The 20604-nt window shown below is 59.2% G+C and carries 20 protein-coding genes and 1 pseudogene; 11 read left to right on the top strand and 10 right to left on the bottom strand.

Features of this window, described 5'->3' with window-relative positions; translation table 11 throughout:
- Positions 1–85: 85 nt before the first annotated feature.
- Both CEC48_RS20100 and CEC48_RS20095 read left to right on the top strand, forming a co-directional pair.
- The gene (locus tag CEC48_RS20100; protein ID WP_088425337.1) at positions 86–751 is read left to right on the top strand and encodes a polysaccharide lyase family 7 protein; all 666 of its coding nucleotides are present in this window, start codon (positions 86–88) and stop codon (positions 749–751) included.
- Positions 752–1129: 378 nt separating this feature from the next.
- Complete coding sequence (locus CEC48_RS20095; protein ID WP_088425336.1) at positions 1130–1423, top strand: fructose-bisphosphate aldolase; 294 nt, start codon at positions 1130–1132, stop codon at positions 1421–1423.
- A gap of 920 nt (positions 1424–2343) precedes the next feature.
- On the opposite strand, the pseudogene CEC48_RS20090 reads toward CEC48_RS20095, so the two are convergent.
- A pseudogene (locus CEC48_RS20090) lies at positions 2344–2565 on the bottom strand (fructose-1,6-bisphosphate aldolase); the annotation flags it as partial.
- A 238-nt stretch (positions 2566–2803) separates the two neighbouring features.
- On the opposite strand from CEC48_RS20090, the gene CEC48_RS31175 reads away from it, so the two are divergent.
- Positions 2804–3151, top strand: coding sequence for a hypothetical protein (locus CEC48_RS31175; RefSeq protein ID WP_141099692.1), 348 nt, complete (start codon positions 2804–2806; stop codon positions 3149–3151).
- A 123-nt stretch (positions 3152–3274) separates the two neighbouring features.
- Here CEC48_RS31175 and fba read toward each other — a convergent pair whose 3' ends face one another.
- From fba to tkt, 6 genes are all read right to left on the bottom strand, one after another.
- Positions 3275–4339: a class II fructose-bisphosphate aldolase gene (fba, locus tag CEC48_RS20085; protein WP_003177554.1), complete on the bottom strand. Its 1065-nt coding sequence runs from the start codon at positions 4337–4339 to the stop codon at positions 3275–3277.
- Between the two features lie 125 nt (positions 4340–4464).
- Complete coding sequence (locus CEC48_RS20080) at positions 4465–4800, bottom strand: MliC family protein (protein WP_088425334.1); 336 nt, start codon at positions 4798–4800, stop codon at positions 4465–4467.
- A gap of 60 nt (positions 4801–4860) precedes the next feature.
- On the bottom strand, positions 4861–5088 hold the full coding sequence (locus tag CEC48_RS20075; RefSeq protein WP_088425333.1) for a hypothetical protein: 228 nt from the start codon (positions 5086–5088) through the stop codon (positions 4861–4863).
- Between the two features lie 29 nt (positions 5089–5117).
- Positions 5118–6281, bottom strand: a complete 1164-nt coding sequence (locus tag CEC48_RS20070) for a phosphoglycerate kinase (protein ID WP_088425332.1) — start codon at positions 6279–6281, stop codon at positions 5118–5120.
- A gap of 19 nt (positions 6282–6300) precedes the next feature.
- Positions 6301–7350, bottom strand: coding sequence for an erythrose-4-phosphate dehydrogenase (gene epd, locus CEC48_RS20065; RefSeq protein ID WP_088425331.1), 1050 nt, complete (start codon positions 7348–7350; stop codon positions 6301–6303).
- A 137-nt stretch (positions 7351–7487) separates the two neighbouring features.
- A complete protein-coding gene (gene tkt / locus CEC48_RS20060) occupies positions 7488–9485 on the bottom strand; it encodes a transketolase (RefSeq protein WP_088425330.1) in 1998 nt (665 codons plus the stop codon).
- Between the two features lie 261 nt (positions 9486–9746).
- On the opposite strand from tkt, the gene CEC48_RS20055 reads away from it, so the two are divergent.
- The 5 genes from CEC48_RS20055 to CEC48_RS20035 all read left to right on the top strand — a co-directional run bounded on the left by CEC48_RS20055 (position 9747) and on the right by CEC48_RS20035 (position 14778).
- The gene (locus tag CEC48_RS20055; protein WP_088425329.1) at positions 9747–10742 is read left to right on the top strand and encodes a metalloregulator ArsR/SmtB family transcription factor; all 996 of its coding nucleotides are present in this window, start codon (positions 9747–9749) and stop codon (positions 10740–10742) included.
- 19 nt (positions 10743–10761) lie between these two features.
- On the top strand, positions 10762–11952 hold the full coding sequence (gene metK, locus CEC48_RS20050; protein ID WP_088425328.1) for a methionine adenosyltransferase: 1191 nt from the start codon (positions 10762–10764) through the stop codon (positions 11950–11952).
- A gap of 223 nt (positions 11953–12175) precedes the next feature.
- On the top strand, positions 12176–12517 hold the full coding sequence (locus tag CEC48_RS20045) for a DUF1090 family protein (protein WP_088425327.1): 342 nt from the start codon (positions 12176–12178) through the stop codon (positions 12515–12517).
- 110 nt (positions 12518–12627) lie between these two features.
- The gene (gene ligB, locus CEC48_RS20040) at positions 12628–14301 is read left to right on the top strand and encodes an NAD-dependent DNA ligase LigB (protein ID WP_176438742.1); all 1674 of its coding nucleotides are present in this window, start codon (positions 12628–12630) and stop codon (positions 14299–14301) included.
- A gap of 81 nt (positions 14302–14382) precedes the next feature.
- Positions 14383–14778 (top strand): DUF1090 domain-containing protein, encoded by a 396-nt coding sequence (locus CEC48_RS20035; protein WP_088425325.1) that lies wholly within the window; start codon positions 14383–14385, stop codon positions 14776–14778.
- Positions 14779–14784: 6 nt separating this feature from the next.
- Here CEC48_RS20035 and CEC48_RS20030 read toward each other — a convergent pair whose 3' ends face one another.
- A complete protein-coding gene (locus tag CEC48_RS20030; RefSeq protein ID WP_088425324.1) occupies positions 14785–15234 on the bottom strand; it encodes a cytochrome c in 450 nt (149 codons plus the stop codon).
- A 128-nt stretch (positions 15235–15362) separates the two neighbouring features.
- Here CEC48_RS20030 and CEC48_RS20025 point away from each other — a divergent pair, with 128 nt between their 5' ends.
- Positions 15363–16535 carry a murein transglycosylase A gene (locus tag CEC48_RS20025; protein ID WP_088425323.1) on the top strand — a complete coding sequence of 391 codons (1173 nt, stop codon included), beginning with the start codon at positions 15363–15365 and terminating at the stop codon, positions 16533–16535.
- Between the two features lie 139 nt (positions 16536–16674).
- Here CEC48_RS20025 and CEC48_RS20020 read toward each other — a convergent pair whose 3' ends face one another.
- Positions 16675–17061: an MAPEG family protein gene (locus CEC48_RS20020; protein ID WP_088425322.1), complete on the bottom strand. Its 387-nt coding sequence runs from the start codon at positions 17059–17061 to the stop codon at positions 16675–16677.
- A gap of 31 nt (positions 17062–17092) precedes the next feature.
- On the bottom strand, positions 17093–17926 hold the full coding sequence (locus CEC48_RS20015) for an EamA family transporter (protein WP_088425321.1): 834 nt from the start codon (positions 17924–17926) through the stop codon (positions 17093–17095).
- A 199-nt stretch (positions 17927–18125) separates the two neighbouring features.
- Between CEC48_RS20015 and CEC48_RS20010 the strand changes: the two genes are divergently transcribed.
- Positions 18126–19295 carry an MFS transporter gene (locus tag CEC48_RS20010; RefSeq protein WP_088425320.1) on the top strand — a complete coding sequence of 390 codons (1170 nt, stop codon included), beginning with the start codon at positions 18126–18128 and terminating at the stop codon, positions 19293–19295.
- 50 nt (positions 19296–19345) lie between these two features.
- Complete coding sequence (locus CEC48_RS20005) at positions 19346–20602, top strand: sodium:proton antiporter (protein WP_088425319.1); 1257 nt, start codon at positions 19346–19348, stop codon at positions 20600–20602.
- The last annotated feature ends 2 nt before the right edge of the window (positions 20603–20604 follow it).

Below are 20604 nucleotides of genomic sequence, written 5' to 3'. Positions count from 1 at the left end.
TCATTAACAATCCATTTCCAGCCACCTATAAAGAAAGTACCCACCCTCGGGTCGCAACCTTCTCCCCCTGTTTAAGGCGCTTTCAATGATTGATCTGTCCACCTGGAACCTGAGCATCCCCGTTGGCTCCCCGCCCTCGACCATCGACACCCCGAAACTGCTCAGCGGGTTCAAGGACCAATACTTCCAGGCCGAAGGCAGCAGCGTGCAATTCTGGACCCCGGTCACCGGCACGCGTACCGAAAACGCTGTTTACCCCCGCAGCGAACTGCGCGAAACCTACGCCGATGGCCGCCTGCGCAACTGGCTGTATAGCGATGCCGACAACTTCCTGCGCGCGACCCTGGCGGTCAACCAGGTGCCGTCCTCCGGCAAGATCGTCATCGGCCAGATTCACGCCTATGACAGCCAGAAACCGCTGATCAAGGTCGAATACCAATACAAGGAAAAAACCCAGACCGGCAACATCGTCGCCAAGGTGCGCATGCGCCCCGATGAAGATGAAGGCCGGGTGATCATCGTCGCCGAAAACGTACCGCTGGACCGCGACTTCACCTACGTCATCCACCTGAATAAAGCCGGCCTGCTGAGTGTCGACGCCGCCAACGGGCAATGGAACGAACGCATTGGCGCGGCGTGGGGCAAACAACCGCTGTACTTCAAGGCCGGTGCCTACGTGCAAGACAACAGCGGCAACAGCAAGGAAGGCGCTCGTGTGACCTTTGCCAAGCTGGACATTGACCACGAGTGAGGCTGGCGGCTCGTAGGCACAGTCCTAAAGACCCAAGGATCATTCGGTGCTCAACAACAATCCATTAAACACCACTGATCCCTGTGGGAGCCGGCGGTGCGACGGGGCCGTTGCGGTGAATCGGACCGGCGCTTATAGTTCGCCCCGTCGCCGGTATTGATCGGCGATAGGGTTTCGCAGCCCTACAGAGTTAATTCCGCACCCGTCAAAACAGCCCCGGCTTTCATGCCGACGGCCGTGTTTGTTATGGCGGCTGTGCGTGGGAGACCTTCGGGTCTGCCGGGTCTTAACTCCTCGGTCTGCGAACCCGCGCACAGCTGCCACCTCATTTGTTTCGCAGCAAACGGTGGCCAATCTTCTCTGAGTTAAGGATTTGCCATGAAGCCACAACTGCCACCCCGCCGTTTCACCCCCTGCACCGAAACGGCAACCGAATACCCCGTCATGCTAATCGACAGCGACGCTCCGCTACTGGACCTGCACGCCTGCCTGCGTGAACGCCTCAACGCCGCCCTCGAACACCTCAACCTGATGGCCTGCTCCAGCCTGCCGGACTTCGCCGAGCGTGACCTGAACAATGTGGCCAATACCGCCCGTATCCTGGTGCAGGACGTAAGCGATGTATTCCGGGTCATCGAATACCGCGGTTTCGATACATCCGCAGCCATCTAATTAAATCTCAGGAAAAAAGCCCGCATCGCTGCGGGCTTCTGAGCGACTGCGTTAAATAATCCCGCCTTTCTAAATAAAAATAACATCTATCGCTAAAAGATCTTAATACCTGTCAGATTTCACAGGTGCGCACGCATAAAAAACAACTTAACCTTTTATTTGAAATAACAATGACGGGAATAAACCAGCATCACAAACAACATCCCTTCTGACAGATCAAATAAAATTTATTAATTAGGTGACATCACGAGCACAGACCGCCAAAAATCTTTCACTGCCCGGTTGAGTTATGGAAAGGACGCAGTCTGCTTCTACGAACTGACATTAAACGCATCTAGCGTTACGGGAAATTTTCGAGGGGTAGAAAGAACAGTTGCGGGCACGAGTGGTTATGCAAACTTAAAAGACACCAGCTATTTATGCCTGAATAATATGCTTAAAAAAAACGACGGTGCGCTGCTCTACTTTCGTTATGAAAACGGTGAATATGTCATTTACATTCGAGAACCTGGTCCGCAGTTTGGAAAATCCATCGGAGTCTCTAGTGGTTAGAGGTCGGCTTCAGACACGGCACTCCCAGTACAACTTGTGTCAATAGAGAGCCATGATAAAAACTGACACTAGACGACTTCTCGACCGTCACCAATAAAGATATCTGCATTCAAGGCCCTAGAGGAGTTATACAATATTACGACTTCATCGCTGTCGATATCTCTTTCTCATATTCTTACCTTGTAACCAATGGAGGTAAAACCGAGATTGCTTTCAGTTTTGAAATCGTAGAGAAAAACGTGGGTTATTTGAGCAATCCAGAAGAGGTATAAATACATAATACAAGCAAAGAAGACTCTGCTTTTTATAAATATCCTCCCACAAAATAAGCCCGCATCGCTGCGGGCTTATTTTTAAACAACCAAGGCTCAGTTCACCTTGGCGTTCAACTCACCTTTCAAGTAACGCTGGTACATCGCTTCCAACGAGATCGGCTTAATCTTCGAAGCATTACCCGCAGTACCGAAAGCTTCATAACGCGCGATACACACGTCACGCATGGCAGTCACGGTAGCGCCGAAGAATTTACGTGGGTCGAACTCGCTCGGGTTGGTCGCCATCAGGCGACGCATCGCCCCTAATTTAAATAAATCTGCCCCCTTTATCTCACCTTTATCTCTCTTTATCTCTTTTACCCAAACATCTGAGATCTTTGGCCCTTATTCTTTTATCCCACGGCAGCTATCGCCAAATTATATAAAAAACTGTCATTTATAACAGGTGTTTTTAGCGATACACATGGCTAATGTTTTCTTGCCAAATGAAATAAACAGGGGTCACCAACAGGACCTCCAGAGAACATTTAACTAAGACAAAAGGAAATTTATTATGGCCAGGGCAAACGCTGACCTTACGACAGCTTCTTACGGTATGGAGCAGCCTCTTGATGGGATCTACTACCAAATCTACTTCTCTTCCGCAGATGAGGAATCAGGAAAGCTCGAAGGATTATTTCGAGATGCAGGGAGACCTGCCGATGCAGGAACAGCTTTAAAAAGCGCGTATTTTAAATTTCAACCTGCCCCGTCCAAGGGCATTACACTAACTTTTTCAGCCGGGGATGTTCAGTTTGAACTTTCCTCGACCGAAACACCTTACAATACTCTATCTGGGACGCTGTTTCGGGCAGGCAAAAATCTAGGCGCATTCACTTTCAGCAAGGTTAGACCTCGATAAACGGAGAAATTACGTATTTCTTTAAATGCGTCATAGATAAAAACACTGTCTAATTTAAAAATCATACGCATAAATAACCCGCCTATCGGCGGGTTATTTTACTACTACAAAAATCAAGAAGACTTAGTTAACCTTGGCGTTCAACTCACCTTTCAGGTAACGCTGGTACATCGCTTCCAGGGAGATCGGCTTGATCTTCGAAGCATTACCCGCAGTACCGAAGGCCTCATAACGCGCGATACATACATCACGCATTGCAGTCACGGTAGCGCCGAAGAATTTACGTGGGTCAAATTCGCTCGGGTTGGTCGCCATCAGGCGACGCATCGCCCCGGTGGAGGCCAGGCGCAGGTCGGTGTCGATGTTGACCTTGCGCACGCCGTACTTGATGCCTTCAACGATTTCTTCAACCGGCACGCCGTAGGTTTCTTTGATGTCGCCGCCGTACTGGTTGATGATCGCCAGCCACTCTTGCGGAACCGAAGAAGAACCGTGCATCACCAGGTGGGTGTTCGGGATGCGTTTGTGGATTTCCTTGATGCGGTCGATCGCCAGCACGTCACCGGTAGGTGGCTTGGTGAACTTGTAGGCGCCGTGGCTGGTGCCGATGGCGATGGCCAGCGCGTCAACCTGGGTCTTTTTCACGAAGTCAGCGGCTTCTTCCGGGTCGGTCAGCATTTGGCTGTGATCCAGTACGCCTTCGGCGCCGATGCCGTCTTCTTCACCGGCCATGCCGGTTTCCAGCGAACCCAAGCAGCCCAGCTCACCTTCAACCGAAACGCCGCAGGCGTGAGCCATGGCCACGGTTTGTTGGGTGACGCGTACGTTGTATTCGTAGTCGGTTGGGGTCTTGCCGTCTTCGCCCAGGGAGCCGTCCATCATTACCGAGCTGAAGCCCAGCTGGATGGAGCGCTGGCACACGTCAGGGCTGGTGCCGTGGTCCTGGTGCATGCACACCGGGATGTGCGGGAATTCTTCGATCGCGGCGAGGATCAGGTGACGCAGGAATGGGGCACCGGCGTATTTGCGTGCGCCGGCCGAAGCCTGGACGATCACTGGAGAGTCAGTCTTGTCAGCGGCTTCCATGATGGCGCGCATCTGCTCAAGGTTGTTGACGTTGAAGGCTGGAACGCCATAGCCGAATTCGGCTGCGTGGTCCAACATCTGGCGCATGCTGATAAGTGCCATTGTGAGTCTCTCTCCCGGTCGAGGGTCGTTAATCGTGCAAGCCTGCCGTAGCGGCGGCTGCTATTCAAGTTATTGAAGGTCAGGCTTTCAATGCCTGCCCTGCTGAATCGTTATTGCTGTCGGGTTTAGTGCGCTTTACAGCCGCGCCCGATCAAATCGTCGGTGGCAACCCAGTAAACCAGGCCTTCCTCACCTTTTGTGTGAAAGGCCAACTGGCCGTCGCTGTACAGCACGCCCGAAGCCGCCACTTCCTGCTTGAGGCGGTAAACCTGGTCTGAACCACCGAGGCGTACATCCACCTGGGTGCGGGCCTGGTCGGCAAAGCGCCAGTTGACCTGCGCCTGGCTGTCACACGTCCAGGTGGTCCACTTGTCGGCAGGCTCTGACTGCTTATTGAACATATTCAGGTTGGTGCATCCGGCCAATAAAGCCAGTGCTGCCAGGGCGAAAACGCCTTTCATTGCCAATCCTCAAGCGGCGACCTGCGGCCACCGCTGCTGTCGGTTATTGAATCAGACCCGTCAAGGGCAACCCTGTTCCTGACCTTTGGGCGGGGAATCGTATTTCTCCAACCCGTCGGGCCCGATGCGCTTGCTGATCACCGGCATTGTTTCGGCTTGCCAGTCAGCCTGGTAGCAACTCGTTCGCGGCGCAGCCCCGGGCTTTTCAGCCTCGGGCGCCGCTTTCGGCGTGCTGCCGCAGCCGGCCAACAGGCCCGCTGCGATCACCAGTGCCAACGACTTGATCATCGGAATGCTCCTTTTCCTCAGCAAGTGCCTCAGCCCTTCGCCCGGCTTTCCAGCACTTCAACGGCTGGCAGTACCTTGCCTTCGACGAATTCGAGGAACGCACCACCACCGGTAGAAATGTAGGAGATCTGGTCAGCAACGCCATATTTATCGATGGCGGCCAGGGTGTCACCGCCGCCGGCGATGGAGAATGCCGAGCTTTCAGCGATGGCGTGGGCCAGCACTTTGGTGCCGTTGCCGAACTGGTCGAACTCGAACACGCCGACCGGGCCGTTCCACAGGATGGTCCGGGACGACTTCAGCAGTTCAGCGAAGTTAGCTGCAGTTTGCGGGCCGATATCCAGGATCATGTCGTCGTCGGCAACGTCGGCGATCAGCTTGACGGTGGCTTCGGCGCTTTCCGCGAACTCCTTGGCCACCACCACGTCTACCGGCAGTGGCACGCTGACCTTGGCGGCAATGGCGCGGGCAGTGTCCAGCAGGTCTGGCTCGTACAGCGATTTACCCACCGGGTGCCCGGCAGCAGCCAGGAAGGTGTTGGCAATGCCGCCGCCGACGATCAACTGGTTGCAGATCTGGCTCAGGCTGTTCAATACGTCGAGCTTGGTGGACACCTTGGAGCCGGCAACGATGGCCGCCATCGGTTGGGCCGGAGCGCCCAGGGCCTTGCCCAGCGCGTCCAGTTCAGCCGCCAGCAACGGGCCAGCTGCAGCCACTTTGGCGAACTTGGCCACGCCGTGGGTCGAACCCTCGGCACGGTGAGCGGTGCCGAAAGCGTCCATCACGAACAGGTCGCACAGGGCCGCGTATTGCTGGGCCAGTTCGTCGCTGTTCTTTTTCTCGCCCTTGTTGAAGCGTACGTTTTCGAACAGCACGATATCGCCGGCCTTAACGTCCACGCCGTTCAGGTAGTCGGCTACCAGCGGCACGTCGCGGCCCAGGGCCTTGCTCAGGTACTCGGCCACAGGCTTGAGGCTGTTTTCTGCCGAGAATTCACCTTCGGTCGGGCGACCCAAGTGGGAGCAGACCATCACGGCCGCGCCTTTTTCCAGGGCCAGCTTGATGGTCGGCAGCGAGGCCAGGATTCGCGCATCGCTGGTGACAACACCGTCCTTGACTGGGACGTTGAGGTCTTCGCGGATCAGTACGCGCTTACCTTGCAGATCGAGGTCGGTCATCTTCAACACGGTCATGGGTGGCAATTCCTGAGAGCTAAAGTTGTGGAGAGGCTGTTTGCAGATAGTGTTCTGCAACGTCCAGCATTCGGTTGGCAAACCCCCATTCGTTGTCGAACCAAGCCAGGATGTTCACCAGCCTCGGGCCGGAAACGCGGGTCTGGCTGGCATCGACGATGGCCGAATGCGGGTCATGGTTGAAATCACAGCTGGCGTGCGGCAACTCGGTGTAGGCCAACAAGCCTTTGAGCGGGCCGCTGGTGGCGGCGTCGCGCAGGATCCGGTTGACTTCACCGGCGTCTGTGTCGCTGACGGTTTGCATGGTGATGTCCAGGCACGACACATTCACCGTCGGTACCCGTACGGCTTTGGCCTGGATTCGCCCGGCAAGTTCCGGCAACAGTCGCTCGATACCGCGCGCGAGGCCGGTAGACACCGGAATCACTGACTGAAACGCCGAACGTGTACGACGCAAGTCTTCATGGTGGTAGGCATCGATCACCGGCTGATCGTTCATCGCCGAGTGAATGGTGGTGATCGACACGTATTCCAGGCCAATGGCCTGGTCCAGCAGACGCAACAGCGGCACGCCGCAGTTGGTGGTGCAGGAGGCGTTGGACACCAGCAATTCGGCGCCGGTCAGGCAATCCTGGTTGACGCCGTAGACGATGGTGGCGTCGACATCCGCCTCGCTGGCCATCGGCTGGGAGAACAATACGCGCGGCGCGCCGGCGTCGAGAAAACGCTGGCCATCGGCACGGGTGTGATAAGCACCGGAGCATTCCAGCACCAGGTCGACGCCCAGCGCCGCCCAGTCGATGCCCTCGGGGGTGGCACTGCGCAATACCTTCACGCAGGTGCCATTAATATGCAGACAGTCGTCTTCGACCCGCACTTCGCCGGGGAACCGGCCATGGGTGGAGTCAAAGCGCGTCAGGTATTCAATGCTGGCCATGTCAGCCAGATCGTTGATCGCAACAATTTCAAACCCTGCAGCCGCCCCTCGCTCGAACAGAGCACGCAAGACGCAACGACCAATCCGGCCGTAGCCGTTGAGTGCAACTTTGTAGGGACGCGGTTGAGGCATGGGGTTCTCGATTAATGTTCGTTCAGTGTTGAATGTTCCATCGCCATCGCGGGCAAGCCCGCTCCCACATTAGACCGAGATCAAATGTGGGAGCGGGCTTGCCCGCGATAGCAACAGCACAGACAACGCAGACTTACTTAGTCTTCCAGCAGCTCTTCAGCCTGACCCAGGATGTTTTCCAGGGTGAAACCGAACTCTTCGAACAACGCTGGCGCCGGCGCCGACTCACCGTAGGTGGTCATGCCGATCACGCGGCCTTCCAGGCCCACGTACTTGTACCAGTAGTCGGCGTGAGCCGCTTCGATGGCGATACGCGCGCTGACCTGCAACGGCAACACCGATTGCTTGTAGTCGGCATCCTGGGCTTCGAAGACGCTGGTGCAAGGCATGGAAACCACACGCACGTTGCGACCAGCAGCGGTCAGCTTGTCGTACGTTTGAACCGCCAGGCCCACTTCGGAACCGGTGGAGATCAGGATCAGCTCCGGCTCGCCGATGCAGTCTTTGAGCACGTAGCCACCACGGCTGATGCCTTCGATCTGCGCCGCGTCGCGGGTTTGGTGCTGCAGGTTCTGGCGGGAGAAGATCAGCGCCGAAGGGCCGTCTTTACGCTCGATCGCGTGCTTCCAGGCCACAGCCGATTCGACCGCGTCCGATGGGCGCCAAGTGTCCAGGTTCGGCGTGGTACGCAGGCTGGTCAGTTGCTCGACCGGCTGGTGCGTCGGGCCGTCTTCGCCCAGGCCGATGGAGTCGTGGGTGTAGACGAAGATCACACGCTTCTTCATCAGCGACGCCATGCGTACAGCGTTGCGTGCGTATTCCATGAACATCAGGAAGGTCGCGCCGTAAGGCACCAGGCCGCCGTGCAGGGCAACGCCGTTCATGATGGCGCTCATGCCGAACTCGCGCACGCCGTAGTACATGTAGTTGCCGCTGGCGTCTTCCGCCGAGACACCTTTGCAACCTTTCCACAGGGTCAGGTTGGAACCGGCCAGGTCAGCCGAACCGCCGAGGAACTCAGGCAGCAGCGGGCCGAACGCGTTCAGGGCGTTCTGGCTGGCTTTACGGCTGGCGATGGTTTCGCCCTTGGCAGCCACTTCGGCGATGTAGGCCGAGGCTTTTTCCGAGAAGTCGGCAGGCAGGTCACCGGCCAGGCGGCGTACCAGTTCGTTGGCCAGTTCCGGGAATTCGGCGGAGTAGGCAGCGAAACGCTGGTCCCACTCGGCTTCGGCAGCCAGACCGGCTTCCTTGGCGTCCCACTCGGCGTAGATGTCGGCCGGGATTTCGAACGGGCCGTGGTTCCACTTCAGCGCAGCGCGGGTCAGGGCGATTTCCGCGTCACCCAGTGGGGCGCCGTGGCAGTCTTCTTTACCTTGCTTGTTCGGCGAACCGAAGCCGATGGTGGTCTTGCAGCAGATCAGGGTCGGCTGCTCGCTCTTGCGGGCGGTGTCGATGGCGGTCTTGATCTCTTCAGGATCGTGGCCGTCGACATTGCGGATCACCTGCCAGTTGTAGGCTTCGAAACGCTTTGGCGTGTCGTCGGTGAACCAGCCTTCGACTTCGCCGTCGATGGAGATGCCGTTGTCATCGTAGAAGGCAATCAGCTTGCCCAGGCCCAGGGTACCGGCCAGGGAAGCGACTTCGTGGGAAATGCCTTCCATCATGCAGCCATCACCCAGGAACACATAGGTGTGGTGGTCGACAACATTGTGGTTTGGACGGTTGAACTGAGCGCCCAGCACTTTTTCAGCCAGGGCAAAGCCCACGGCGTTGGCCAGGCCTTGGCCCAGTGGACCGGTGGTGGTCTCAACGCCAGGGGTGTAGCCGTATTCCGGGTGGCCCGGGGTGCGGCTGTGGATCTGGCGGAAGTTTTTCAGGTCGTCGATGGTGACGTCGTAGCCGGTCAGGTGCAGCAACGAGTAGATCAGCATCGAGCCGTGGCCGTTGGACAGGATGAACCGGTCACGGTCGGCGAACGACGGGTTGCTCGGGTTGTGTTTCAGGTAGTCACGCCAAAGCACCTCGGCGATATCCGCCATGCCCATCGGGGCACCGGGATGGCCGCTGTTGGCTTTTTGCACGGCATCCATGCTGAGGGCACGAATGGCGTTGGCACGCTCACGACGGCTGGGCATCGCTGTTCTCCTGAGGCTATTGAATCGAGAGTGAATAAAAGAAACGGAAAAAAGGATCGGCATTTTCCCTCAGCCACCGCCTGCGGGCAATGACAGATAGTCACTTGTGGGTGTTTTTCCTGCGGATTGGCTGGAGAAACTGTTCACCGGTTCGTCTCTGAGTTATAGCGGCTGCTTATAACCACCGATTATCGACCAATATCAAAACTTTTTGATATTGACCTTGCGGGGCTTTCCCACCGCCTCTAGACTGCTGGCCTTATGAACTTAAGCGCATCTTCCATTCGCCCCGACGACAGCGACGAGCTGGCAGCCCTCTGCAAGGCCGGCGGCGATCCGTTGCGCCTGAATGTGTTGCGCGCGCTGACCAACGACTCGTTCGGAGTGCTGGAGCTGGCGCAGATCTTCGCCATCGGCCAGTCCGGCATGAGCCACCACTTGAAGGTACTGGCCCAGGCCGACCTGGTGGCCACCCGCCGTGAAGGCAATGCGATTTTTTACCGCCGCGCCCTGCCCCACACCGAACTGTTGGGCGGAAAGCTGCATGCCGCGCTGTTGGACGAAATAGACAGCCTGGCCCTGCCGGCTGAAGTGCAGTCGCGCATCAGCCAGGTGCACGGCCAACGCGCCGCCGCCAGCCAGGACTTTTTCTCACGGGTAGCCGAGAAGTTTCGCGCCCAGCAGGACCTGATTGCCGGCTTGGCGCAATACCGCGACAGTGTGCTGGCACTTTTGGACAAGCTGAGCTTCAGTGATGAGGCGACGGCACTGGAAGTGGGCCCCGGCGACGGCGGTTTCCTGCCGGAGCTGGCGCGCCGTTTTCATCAGGTCACGGCGCTGGACAACAGCCCCGCGATGCTGGAGCTGGCCCGCCAGTTATGTGAGCGCGAGGCGCTGGGCAATGTGCGCCTGCAGCTGGCAGACGCCCTGAATGACACCAGCCTGCGGGCCGACTGCGTGGTACTGAATATGGTCCTGCACCATTTCGCGGCCCCGGCAGAAGCCCTCAAGCAGATGGCGAATCTGCTGCAACCAGGCGGCAGTTTGCTGATTACAGATTTATGCAGCCACAACCAGAGTTGGGCCAGGGAGGCCTGCGGTGATCTCTGGTTGGGTTTTGAACAGGACGATCTGGCCCGTTGGGCCACCGCTGCGGGACTCGTTCCCGGGGAAAGCCTCTATGTAGGTTTACGCAATGGTTTCCAGATTCAGGTCCGCCATTTTCAGCGACCGGCTGGCGACACTCACCATCGGTAAATATCAGGAAAACATCGAGATGAGCGAATACTCCCTTTTCACCTCCGAGTCCGTGTCTGAAGGGCATCCGGACAAAATCGCCGACCAGATTTCTGATGCGGTGCTGGACGCCATCATTGCTGAAGACAAGTTCGCCCGAGTGGCGTGCGAGACTCTGGTGAAAACGGGCGTGGCGATCATCGCCGGCGAAGTCACCACCTCTGCCTGGGTAGACCTTGAGCAGATCGTTCGTGACGTGATCACCGACATCGGCTACAACAGCTCTGACGTCGGCTTCGACGGTGCGACCTGCGGCGTGATGAACATCATCGGCAAGCAGTCCCCGGACATCAACCAGGGTGTTGACCGTGCCAAGCCTGAAGATCAGGGCGCCGGCGACCAAGGCCTGATGTTCGGCTACGCCAGCAACGAAACCGACGTGCTGATGCCAGCACCGATCACCTTCTCCCACCAGTTGGTGAAGCGCCAGGCCGAAGCCCGTAAATCGGGTGTGTTGCCATGGCTGCGCCCGGACGCCAAGTCCCAGGTGACCTGCCGCTACGAAGGCGGCAAAGTCGTCGCCATCGACGCTGTCGTACTGTCGACCCAGCACAACCCGGACGTTTCCTACAGCGACCTACGCGAAGGCGTCATGGAGCTGATCGTCAAGCACGTGCTGCCGGCCGAACTGCTGACCAAAGACACCCAGTTCCACATCAACCCGACCGGCCAGTTCATCATCGGTGGCCCGGTGGGCGACTGCGGCCTGACCGGTCGCAAGATCATCGTCGACAGCTACGGCGGCATGGCCCGTCACGGTGGTGGCGCGTTCTCCGGCAAGGACCCATCCAAGGTTGACCGTTCCGCAGCCTACGCCGGTCGTTACGTGGCCAAGAACATCGTGGCTGCCGGCCTGGCCGAGCGTTGCGAGATTCAGGTGTCCTACGCCATCGGTGTAGCCCAGCCTACGTCGATCTCGCTGAATACCTTCGGTACCGGCAAGATCAGCGACGACAAGATCGTCAAGCTGGTGCGTGAGATCTTCGACCTGCGTCCGTACGCAATCACCACCATGCTCGACCTGCTGCACCCGATGTACCAGGAAACCGCGGCCTACGGCCACTTCGGTCGTACCCCAGAGCAGAAGACTGTCAGCAACGACACCTTCACCACGTTCACCTGGGAAAAGACCGACCGCGCCAACGACCTGCGCACTGCCGCCGGCCTGTAATCGCTTTACGGTGTACACAAAGCCCTGCCGGGTTATCCCGGCGGGGTTTTTTATTGCCGGATGATTTGCGGGCGATGTTCACATTTTTTGGATCCAATGCTTGCAGGCTAAATAATGGCCCACTAGAATCCGCGCCCTCCCGGGCCTTCACCTCTTATTGGATATTGCACTGCGCCTGCCCGGGATCGATAAGCGCGCAGGCAATCGAACATTGAGGTTTTCCATGCGCATTTCCACACTCGCCCCTGCCGCCCTTCTGCTCAGCCTGTTTGCCCTGCCGGCACACGCCGACTTGAGCGCACTCAGCGGCCTGACTTCCCAACTGGGCGTGTCTTCCGGCGACTGCGAAAAACAGGGCAAAGACCTGCAAGCCAAGGTCGACGCTGCCAAAGCCAATGGCGAAGACGTGAAAGTGAAGGCCATGCAGGCCGCACTGGATCAAGTAAACAAAGGTTGCAAAAAAGTCGGCGAGTCCCAGGACAAGCTCGACGCTGGCCAGCAAAAGCAACAGGCCAAGGCTGACAGCAACGACAAAGTGAAAGCCCTGGGCGGTCTGTTCAAGTAAGCAGAAACATCGGGTAAAAAGCCTCGCGGTTGCGGGGCTTTTTTATGCCCGCCGGGATGGCTTAGGCTGGGCGCCCTTTCAGAGCAAGGATGCTCATAATGACGTCGCCTATGCGCTTGCTGCTGTTCCTTTTACTCAGCTTCTCGCCGCTCATTGCGTGGGCGCGGGAGTGTCCCGACTGGGAAGCCGATCACGCCCAGGCCCAGATCACCACCCTGGCGCAGCAAGTCCGCCTGTGGGATGACAGCTACCACCGGCTCGGCCAGTCACTGATCAGCGATGAGCTCTATGACCAGGCCCGCCAGCGCCTTGCCCAATGGCGCAGTTGTTTCAACGCCTCCGCTCCGGTCACGGACAACCCGCTGGGCAGCGCACGAGGCACCATCACCCACCCGACGCCACACACGGGCCTGGAAAAGCTGCTGGATGATAAAGCCGCTGAAACCTGGCTGAGCACTCGCCAGGACGTATGGGTTCAGCCCAAGGTCGATGGCGTGGCCGTGACGCTGGTTTACCGCAAGGGCCGACTGAGCCGGGTCATCAGTCGTGGTGACGGCCGGCTGGGGCAGGATTGGTCAGCCTCCGCCGGCAGGATTCCCGGGATCGTCCAGCAACTGCCCGAACCCGTAGACCTGTTGTTACAGGGCGAACTCTATTGGCGACTGAATGATCACGTGCAGGCCGCCAAAGGTGGCATCGGCGCCCGCAGCAAAGTAGCCGGGCTGATGAATCGCCGGCAGTTGAGCGAGGCCGAGGCCGCCAATATCGGTCTGTTTATCTGGGCCTGGCCCCAAGGCCCCGATGATTTTTCCGAGCGCCTGAACCAGCTTGCGCAATGGGGCTTCACCGACAGCGCCCGCTACAGCCAACCGATCAAAGACATTACCGAAGCGGCGCACTGGCGCAGTTACTGGTACAGCCACCCACTGCCCTTCGCCAGCGACGGCGTGGTGTTGCACCAGAGCCAACGCGCGCCGGCAGAGCGCTGGCGGGTCAGCGCGCCCTATTGGGCGGTTGCCTGGAAATACCCGGTGGTCAAGGCGCTGGCCCATGTGCGCAAGGTGCACTTCAAGATTGGCCGCACCGGGCGCATCACTTCCATCCTGGAGCTTGCGCCGGTACTGCTCGACGACCGGAAAATCAGCCGGGTCAGCGTTGGCTCCCTGAAGCGCTGGCAGGAACTGGATATTCGTCCTGGCGACCAGGTGTCCATCAGCCTCGCCGGGCAAGTCATTCCGCGCCTTGATCACGTCATCCTGCGCAGCCAGCCACGGGTCGAACTGCAGATCCCGCAGGCCAAGGACTTCCACTCCTTGAGTTGCTGGCAACTGGCCCCCGGTTGTGAGGAACAACTGCTTGCGCGCCTGACCTGGCTGAGCGGCGCCCAGGGCCTGGCCCTGCCACATATCGGCCGCGAAACCTGGAACACCTTGATTCAGGCCGGTCTAATCGGTGGCCTGCTCGATTGGTTAACCCTTGATGAGGCAGAGCTTGCTAACATTGATGGCTTCGGCGAACGCAGCAGTGCGCGTTTACTCGACAGCCTGCGCAGCGCCCGGCAGCGACCGTTCGCGCAATGGCTGATGGCCCTGGGAGTACCGCCCACGGCCCGCAACAATCTACAAGGCGGCTGGCAAACCCTGGCCGCCAAAGACACTCAGGCCTGGCTGGCCGAAGACGGCATAGGCCCGGGCCGCGCGGCGCAACTGAACGCTTTTTTTCGCGACCCGCAGGTGCTGGCCTTGAGTGAAACATTACGGGCTGCCGGGATAGAGGGTTTTTAACCTCTGACCGGCGGCATTAACCGGTGCCCGCAGAATTCATCCTGCCCACCTGATTGCGACCTTGTTTCCCTTGGAGCGTTAATGAAATTTCTTGCACCTTTTGCCCTGTTGACCGTCGCCACCCTTATGGCCACGCCACTGCTGGCGGCCGAGGAAACCCCGCAAATCACCGGCTGCGCCGCCAAGCGCCAGGCCATCAGCGCCCAGATCGAACAAGCCAAAGCCCACGGCAACAGCGAGCAGCAAGCCGGCCTGGAAAAAGCTCTGAGTGAAGTCACTGCCAACTGCACCGACGCGTCCTTGAAAAAGGAGCGTGAAAACAAGGTGCTCGACGCCAAGCACGAAGTCAGCCGCCGTCAGGCCGACCTCGACAAGGCGATGAAAAAGGGTGACTCCGACAAGATCAACAAACGCAAAGATAAGCTCGCCCAGTCACGCAAGGACCTGCAGGAAGCCCTGGACGAACTGGACAAGTAAGACGCCTCAATGATCGCGAAACTGTTTATGGCAAGCGGTGCAGGCATCTTCGACTTTCTGCACTGCCGGGCCCAGATTGCTGGCTTTGTAAGGCTGGACCTGGCTTGCGATCACCAATTCACCGGTGGCCGCTTCAAGGTTTCGAGCCATCTCCTGGAAGCGTGCCTGTTGCTGCCACACATCATCCTTGGCGCTGGTGTGGTCTTCTTCACGCACGCTCGGGAAATGTTTCCACGGTTCATGGGACAACGCATCGAGTTTGACCGCGCCTTCGGCAAATTTAGCGCCGTCGAATGGAATGCGCCCACGCAGCATGCCGCCCAAGTCTTCGCCGGTCTTGAGCATCTGCTTGAAAATGGCCTTGCGCTGGCCAAGGGGCGAATTCGGATCAACCCCGCCGCAGGCGGACAGTGTCAGGCAGGCCAGCAATACAACGGTCAGTCTTTTAAAAGTCATGATGGCTCAAGGTCACGGGAAACGGCGGCCAGTATCCTCGCCCCGCCCGTAAAGACCAATACCCCCATTAATAATAAGGGTTGCTCGAATGCCGATCGGCGCGGGCAATCACTTCAGGAATTATGTGTATGAATACCCGTTTCAAACCCTGGAGCCGCCGCCTGGCATGGGCTCTGCCAATGATCGCGTTGCTGGCCGGTTGCGACACCGGAAAGGACGAGAAAGCCAAACCCCATGCCATCGCGACCTACGCCAGTGCCACCTGGGAAAACTTGCCGGCCGTGTCGGACAGCGACCTGCAAGCCGGCTTCGAGTCCTGGCGCAGTGCCTGCCAACGGCTCAAGGCAGACCCGGTGTGGGGCACGACGTGCGCGGCATCGGCAACCGTGCCATCGAACGCAGTGGCGATTCGCGACTTCCTCAAGGCCAACCTCGACGTCTACGGGCTGCGCTCGGCCGATAACAGCCCCAACGGCTTGATCACCGGCTACTACGAACCGGTTTACCCCGGCAGCCTCACCGAAACCCCCATCGCCCACGTGCCGGTGTTCGGCGTGCCGGATGACCTGATCATCGTCAACCTGGAGAGCATCTACCCGGAACTCAAGGGCAAGCGCCTGCGCGGGCGCCTGGAGGGTCGGGTACTCAAACCCTATGACGACGCCAGCGCCATCAACCAGCAAGGCTCCACCGCCAAGCCCATCGCCTGGCTGACCAACCCAATGGACCTGCAATTCCTGCAGATCCAGGGTTCGGGCCGTATTCAACTGGCCGATGGCCGGCAATTACGCGTCGGTTACGGCGACCAGAACGGCTACCCGTACCGCCCCATCGGCCGCTGGCTGGTGGAGCAAGGCGAGTTGAAAAAAGAAGACGTGACCATGGGTGCTATCAGCGCCTGGGCCAAGGCTCACCCGCAGCGGATTCCTGAATTACTGGCGAGCAACCCCAGCTACGTGTTCTTCAGCGCCCGCCCCGACAGCAACGAAGGCCCGCGCGGCTCGCTGAACGTGCCGCTGACTGCGGGCTATAGCGTTGCAGTGGATCGCAAGGTGATTCCGCTGGGTAGCTTGTTGTGGCTCTCGACCACAAGGCCGGACGGTGCGCCGATCGCGCGCCCGGTGGCTGCGCAAGATACCGGCGGTGCAATTACCGGCGAAGTGCGTGCCGACCTGTTCTGGGGAACCGGCGATGCCGCCGGGGAGTTGGCGGGCAACATGAAGCAGCAGGGCCAGATCTGGATGCTGTGGCCTAAAGGCGAAGCGCTGCCGAAAGTGCCGGATGCGCCGACAGGAACCTGAAACAACATTGGTTTATGTGGGGGCGGGCTTGTGTGGGAGCGGGCTTGCTCGCGAAGACGGTGTTTCAGCCACCGGATGTATCGACTGATCTACCGCATTCGCGAGCAAGCCCGCTCCCACACTTGAACAGCGTCACGCTTTAGATCGAGACGAAGAAGAAACTCGCAATCAACGCCATCCCCACCGCCCACACCAGCGACCGCAGCATCGCCCAGTCCGCCAAATAGCAGATGATGTAGAGCAACCGGCTGGTAATAAACAGCACCGCCAGTACGTTGATCGTCACCAGCGATGCGCCGCCTGCCAAATGCGCAATGATCACCGCCGCCGCAAAGGCCGGGGTCACTTCAAAGCTGTTGAGTTGCGCACTGTGGGCACGCTTGGCGAACCCATCCAGGGTCTCCAGGAAGGCTCGCGGATCATGGTTCTGCCGAGGCCCGAACTTGCCGCCGCTGAACTTGGCCACGCCCGTGCACAGGTACGGCAGAAAGATTGCGATCAACACACACCAGAAAGCGACTGTCATACCCCATTCCTTTTTTAGTTTTATCCGACGGTTAGAGTTTCATCACGAACATGCCGATCAGCACCAACCCACAGGCTATGAGCCGCGGGCGGCCGAAAGGTTCTTTCAGGTAACGCATGCCGAACAACACCACCAGGATCACGCTGACTTCCCGCAGCGCGGCAGCCTCGGCAATCGAGCCCAGTTGCATGGCCCAAAGCACCAGAGCGTAGCTCAACAACACACACAACCCGACACTCAACCCCAGCCGCCACTGCGTGCGCCAGAACAACCCGAACGCCGCCCGCTTGCGCACCACCGCCAGCAACGGAAACGGCCAGGCGCTGATCAGCGTCAGCCACACCAGGTAATCCAGCGGGTGTGACCAACGGCGCAACGCCTGGCCATCGAGGAAGGTGTAGCAACCGATGCACAGGCCAATCAACGCCACCACCGGCAGCATCGACCAGGGCAACCGGTCACCGCCACCGCCCTGCCACAGCAGGCACAGCATGCCAAACGGTATCAACAGAATGCCAAGGATCTGCTGGGTACTCAGCACCTCACCGGCAAACACCAGTGTCAGCGCCAGCACCACCAGGGGCGACAGCCCGCGCATCAGCGGGTACACCAACCCCAGGTCACCCACGCGATAGGCCTGGATCAACAGGTAGCGGTAGAGCAATTCAAACAGCGCCGAGGCGATGATCCACGGCCAGATTTCCAGCGGCGGCAACGACACAAAACCCACCGCCAACACCACAAACAGCAACGCCACCGTGTCCATGCACGCGATCACCAATAGGCGCTCGCCGCTGAATTTGATCAAGGTGTTCCACGTCGCATGCAACAGCGCCGCTACCAGTACCAGAGCTGTTGCAATCACCGGTGACTCCCCAGTCAAAAAACACAGAATTGATTCGCCATATGTCATCAGCTGTTTATACTAAAGCCGACCACGCCGCACTCAGTTGCGCAAAGACCTATACCAATAAATTTTTGCTGCTGCCCGATCTTCACAGGTCCGGGCGCCGGCATGCGTATGCCTGATCAGAGCGTCACGATTACCGACAGGAGATCCTCGCATGCCGCTCGCCTTGCTTGCACTGGCCGTCGCCGCCTTTGGCATCGGCACCACCGAATTTGTCATCATGGGCTTGCTGCCCGACGTCGCCCGAGACCTGTCCGTAAGCATTCCAAACGCCGGCCTACTGATCACCGGCTACGCCCTGGGCGTGGTGTTCGGCGCACCGATCCTGGCCATCGGCACCGCCAACATGCCGCGCAAAGCCACGCTGCTGGGCATGACCGTCATGTTCATCCTCGGCAATGTGCTGTGTGCCCTGGCGCCGAACTACGCGACGTTGATGGCCGCCCGGGTGGTCACCGCGCTGTGCCATGGCGCGTTCTTCGGTATTGGCTCGGTAGTGGCCGCCGGCCTGGTGGCGCCGAACAAACGGGCGCAGGCAATTGCGATGATGTTCACCGGGCTGACCCTGGCCAACGTGCTCGGGGTACCGCTGGGCACTGCGCTGGGCCAATACGCTGGTTGGCGCTCGACGTTCTGGGCGGTGTCGGTAATCGGCGTGATTGCCGCCATCGCTCAATGGCTGTGGCTGCCCAAGCACATCGCGATGGACAAGGCCAACCTCGCCAGCGAATTCAAGGTACTGACCAAACCCAACGTGCTGCTGGCCCTGGGCATGAGCGCGCTGGCCTCCACCAGCCTGTTCAGCGTCTTCACCTACATCGCACCGATACTGCAAGACATCACCGGCGTCAGCCCCCACGGCATCACCCTGATGTTACTGCTGTTCGGCGTCGGCCTCACGGCGGGCAGCATGCTCGGCGGGCGCCTGGCCGACAGCCGCCTGCTGCCCTCGCTGGTGGGCATGGCCTTGGCGGTGGTGTTGATATTGGCGGTGTTCACCCAAACCAGCCATTCGGTGATTCCGGCTGCGATTACCTTGCTGCTGTGGGGCGTGTTCGCCTTCGCCCTGTGCCCGATCCTGCAACTGCTGATCATCGACCAGGCCCACGAAGCCCCCAACCTCGGCTCTACCCTGAACCAGAGCGCCTTCAACCTGGGCAACGCCGCCGGCGCCTGGATCGGCGGGCTGGTGGTGGCCAGTGGCGCCGACCTGTCGGACCTGCCCTGGACCGGCGCACTGCTGGGCTGCCTGACGGTGCTGGCGGCACTTTTCTTCATCTACCTGCAACGTCGTGGAACATCGGCTGTCAATGCATCCAACTGACAAACACATAACCCACCCGACTTTAGACCCTCCCCATCCAAGGACCCCGGATGCTTGAACTTGTCGCTGCCTTTATTTGCCTGACCACCCTGCTCACGTATGTGAATTACCGCTTCATCGGCCTGCCGCCCACTATCGGTGTGATGGTGACGGCGCTGATGTTTTCCCTGCTGCTGCAAGGCCTGAGCTTTATCGGTTACCCCGGCCTTGAGGAACGCATCCAGCAGTTGATCGGCCAGATCGACTTCGGCGACTTGCTGATGAACTGGATGCTCTCGTTCCTGCTGTTCGCCGGCGCCTTGCACGTTAACCTGAGTGACCTGCGCAGCTACCGCTGGCCCATCGGCCTGCTCGCCACCTTCGGCGTATTGATCGCCACGGTGGTGATCGGCAGCCTGGCCTTCTACATCTTCGCCCTGTTCGGCTGGCACGTGAGCTTCCTGTACTGCCTGCTGTTCGGCGCGCTGATCTCCCCCACCGACCCGATCGCGGTACTCGGTGTGCTGCGGACGGCCAACGCGTCGAAACCGCTGAAGACCACGATCGTCGGCGAGTCGCTGTTCAACGACGGCACGGCGGTGGTGGTGTTCACCGTATTGCTGGGCATCGCGCAGTTGGGCGAGACGCCCACGGTGGGCGCCACGGCCATGCTGTTTGCCCATGAGGCGATCGGTGGCGTGGTGTTTGGCGGGCTGATCGGCTACATCGTGTACCTGATGATCAAGAGCATCGAGCAGTATCAGATCGAAGTGATGCTGACCCTCGCCCTGGTGATCGGCGGCTCGGCGATGGCCACCGAGCTGCACGTGTCGGCGCCGATTGCGATGGTGGTCGCGGGGCTGATCATCGGCAACCTGGGCCGTAAGCTGGCGATGAACGACATGACCCGCCGCTACCTGGACGGTTTCTGGGAGTTGCTCGATGACATGCTCAACGCCCTGCTGTTCGCGCTGATCGGCATGGAGCTTTTGCTGTTGCCGTTCAACTGGCTGCACGTGCTGGCCGCCAGTTTGCTGGCGGTGGCGATCCTGTTGTCACGCCTGTTGACGGTCGCCCCGGCGATCCTGCTGCTGCGGCGCTGGCGCACGGTGCCCCGCGGCACCATCCGCATCCTCACCTGGGGCGGCTTGCGCGGCGGGGTTTCCGTGGCATTGGCCCTGGCCCTGCCGCTGGGCCCGGAGCGTGACTTGCTGCTGAGCATCACCTACATCGTGGTGCTGTCGTCGATCCTGTTGCAGGGTTTGAGCATCGGCAAGCTGGTCAAGCATGTGACCAAGGATGAGCCTGCTCCCGAGGCTCACCACTGAAG

Origin of the sequence: Pseudomonas sp. K2I15 (assembly GCF_002204795.1) — a bacterium.
In the GTDB taxonomy this organism is placed as follows: Bacteria; Pseudomonadota; Gammaproteobacteria; order Pseudomonadales; family Pseudomonadaceae; genus Aquipseudomonas.
Note: the sequence above shows the minus strand (reverse complement) of the source record. Positions and strands in the feature narration are given on the sequence as shown.

What these genes read in the sequence shown, in the direction of transcription:
- CEC48_RS20100 (WP_088425337.1), top strand. Translation starts at nt 86, where the DNA reads ATGATTGATCTGTCCACCTGGAACCTGAGCATCCCCGTTGGCTCCCCG.
- CEC48_RS20095 (WP_088425336.1), top strand. Translation starts at nt 1,130, where the DNA reads ATGAAGCCACAACTGCCACCCCGCCGTTTCACCCCCTGCACCGAAACG.
- CEC48_RS31175 (WP_141099692.1), top strand. Translation starts at nt 2,804, where the DNA reads ATGGCCAGGGCAAACGCTGACCTTACGACAGCTTCTTACGGTATGGAG.
- fba (WP_003177554.1), bottom strand. Translation starts at nt 4,339, where the DNA reads ATGGCACTTATCAGCATGCGCCAGATGTTGGACCACGCAGCCGAATTC.
- CEC48_RS20080 (WP_088425334.1), bottom strand. Translation starts at nt 4,800, where the DNA reads ATGAAAGGCGTTTTCGCCCTGGCAGCACTGGCTTTATTGGCCGGATGC.
- CEC48_RS20075 (WP_088425333.1), bottom strand. Translation starts at nt 5,088, where the DNA reads ATGATCAAGTCGTTGGCACTGGTGATCGCAGCGGGCCTGTTGGCCGGC.
- CEC48_RS20070 (WP_088425332.1), bottom strand. Translation starts at nt 6,281, where the DNA reads ATGACCGTGTTGAAGATGACCGACCTCGATCTGCAAGGTAAGCGCGTA.
- epd (WP_088425331.1), bottom strand. Translation starts at nt 7,350, where the DNA reads ATGCCTCAACCGCGTCCCTACAAAGTTGCACTCAACGGCTACGGCCGG.
- tkt (WP_088425330.1), bottom strand. Translation starts at nt 9,485, where the DNA reads ATGCCCAGCCGTCGTGAGCGTGCCAACGCCATTCGTGCCCTCAGCATG.
- CEC48_RS20055 (WP_088425329.1), top strand. Translation starts at nt 9,747, where the DNA reads ATGAACTTAAGCGCATCTTCCATTCGCCCCGACGACAGCGACGAGCTG.
- metK (WP_088425328.1), top strand. Translation starts at nt 10,762, where the DNA reads ATGAGCGAATACTCCCTTTTCACCTCCGAGTCCGTGTCTGAAGGGCAT.
- CEC48_RS20045 (WP_088425327.1), top strand. Translation starts at nt 12,176, where the DNA reads ATGCGCATTTCCACACTCGCCCCTGCCGCCCTTCTGCTCAGCCTGTTT.
- ligB (WP_176438742.1), top strand. Translation starts at nt 12,628, where the DNA reads ATGCGCTTGCTGCTGTTCCTTTTACTCAGCTTCTCGCCGCTCATTGCG.
- CEC48_RS20035 (WP_088425325.1), top strand. Translation starts at nt 14,383, where the DNA reads ATGAAATTTCTTGCACCTTTTGCCCTGTTGACCGTCGCCACCCTTATG.
- CEC48_RS20030 (WP_088425324.1), bottom strand. Translation starts at nt 15,234, where the DNA reads ATGACTTTTAAAAGACTGACCGTTGTATTGCTGGCCTGCCTGACACTG.
- CEC48_RS20025 (WP_088425323.1), top strand. Translation starts at nt 15,363, where the DNA reads ATGAATACCCGTTTCAAACCCTGGAGCCGCCGCCTGGCATGGGCTCTG.
- CEC48_RS20020 (WP_088425322.1), bottom strand. Translation starts at nt 17,061, where the DNA reads ATGACAGTCGCTTTCTGGTGTGTGTTGATCGCAATCTTTCTGCCGTAC.
- CEC48_RS20010 (WP_088425320.1), top strand. Translation starts at nt 18,126, where the DNA reads ATGCCGCTCGCCTTGCTTGCACTGGCCGTCGCCGCCTTTGGCATCGGC.
- CEC48_RS20005 (WP_088425319.1), top strand. Translation starts at nt 19,346, where the DNA reads ATGCTTGAACTTGTCGCTGCCTTTATTTGCCTGACCACCCTGCTCACG.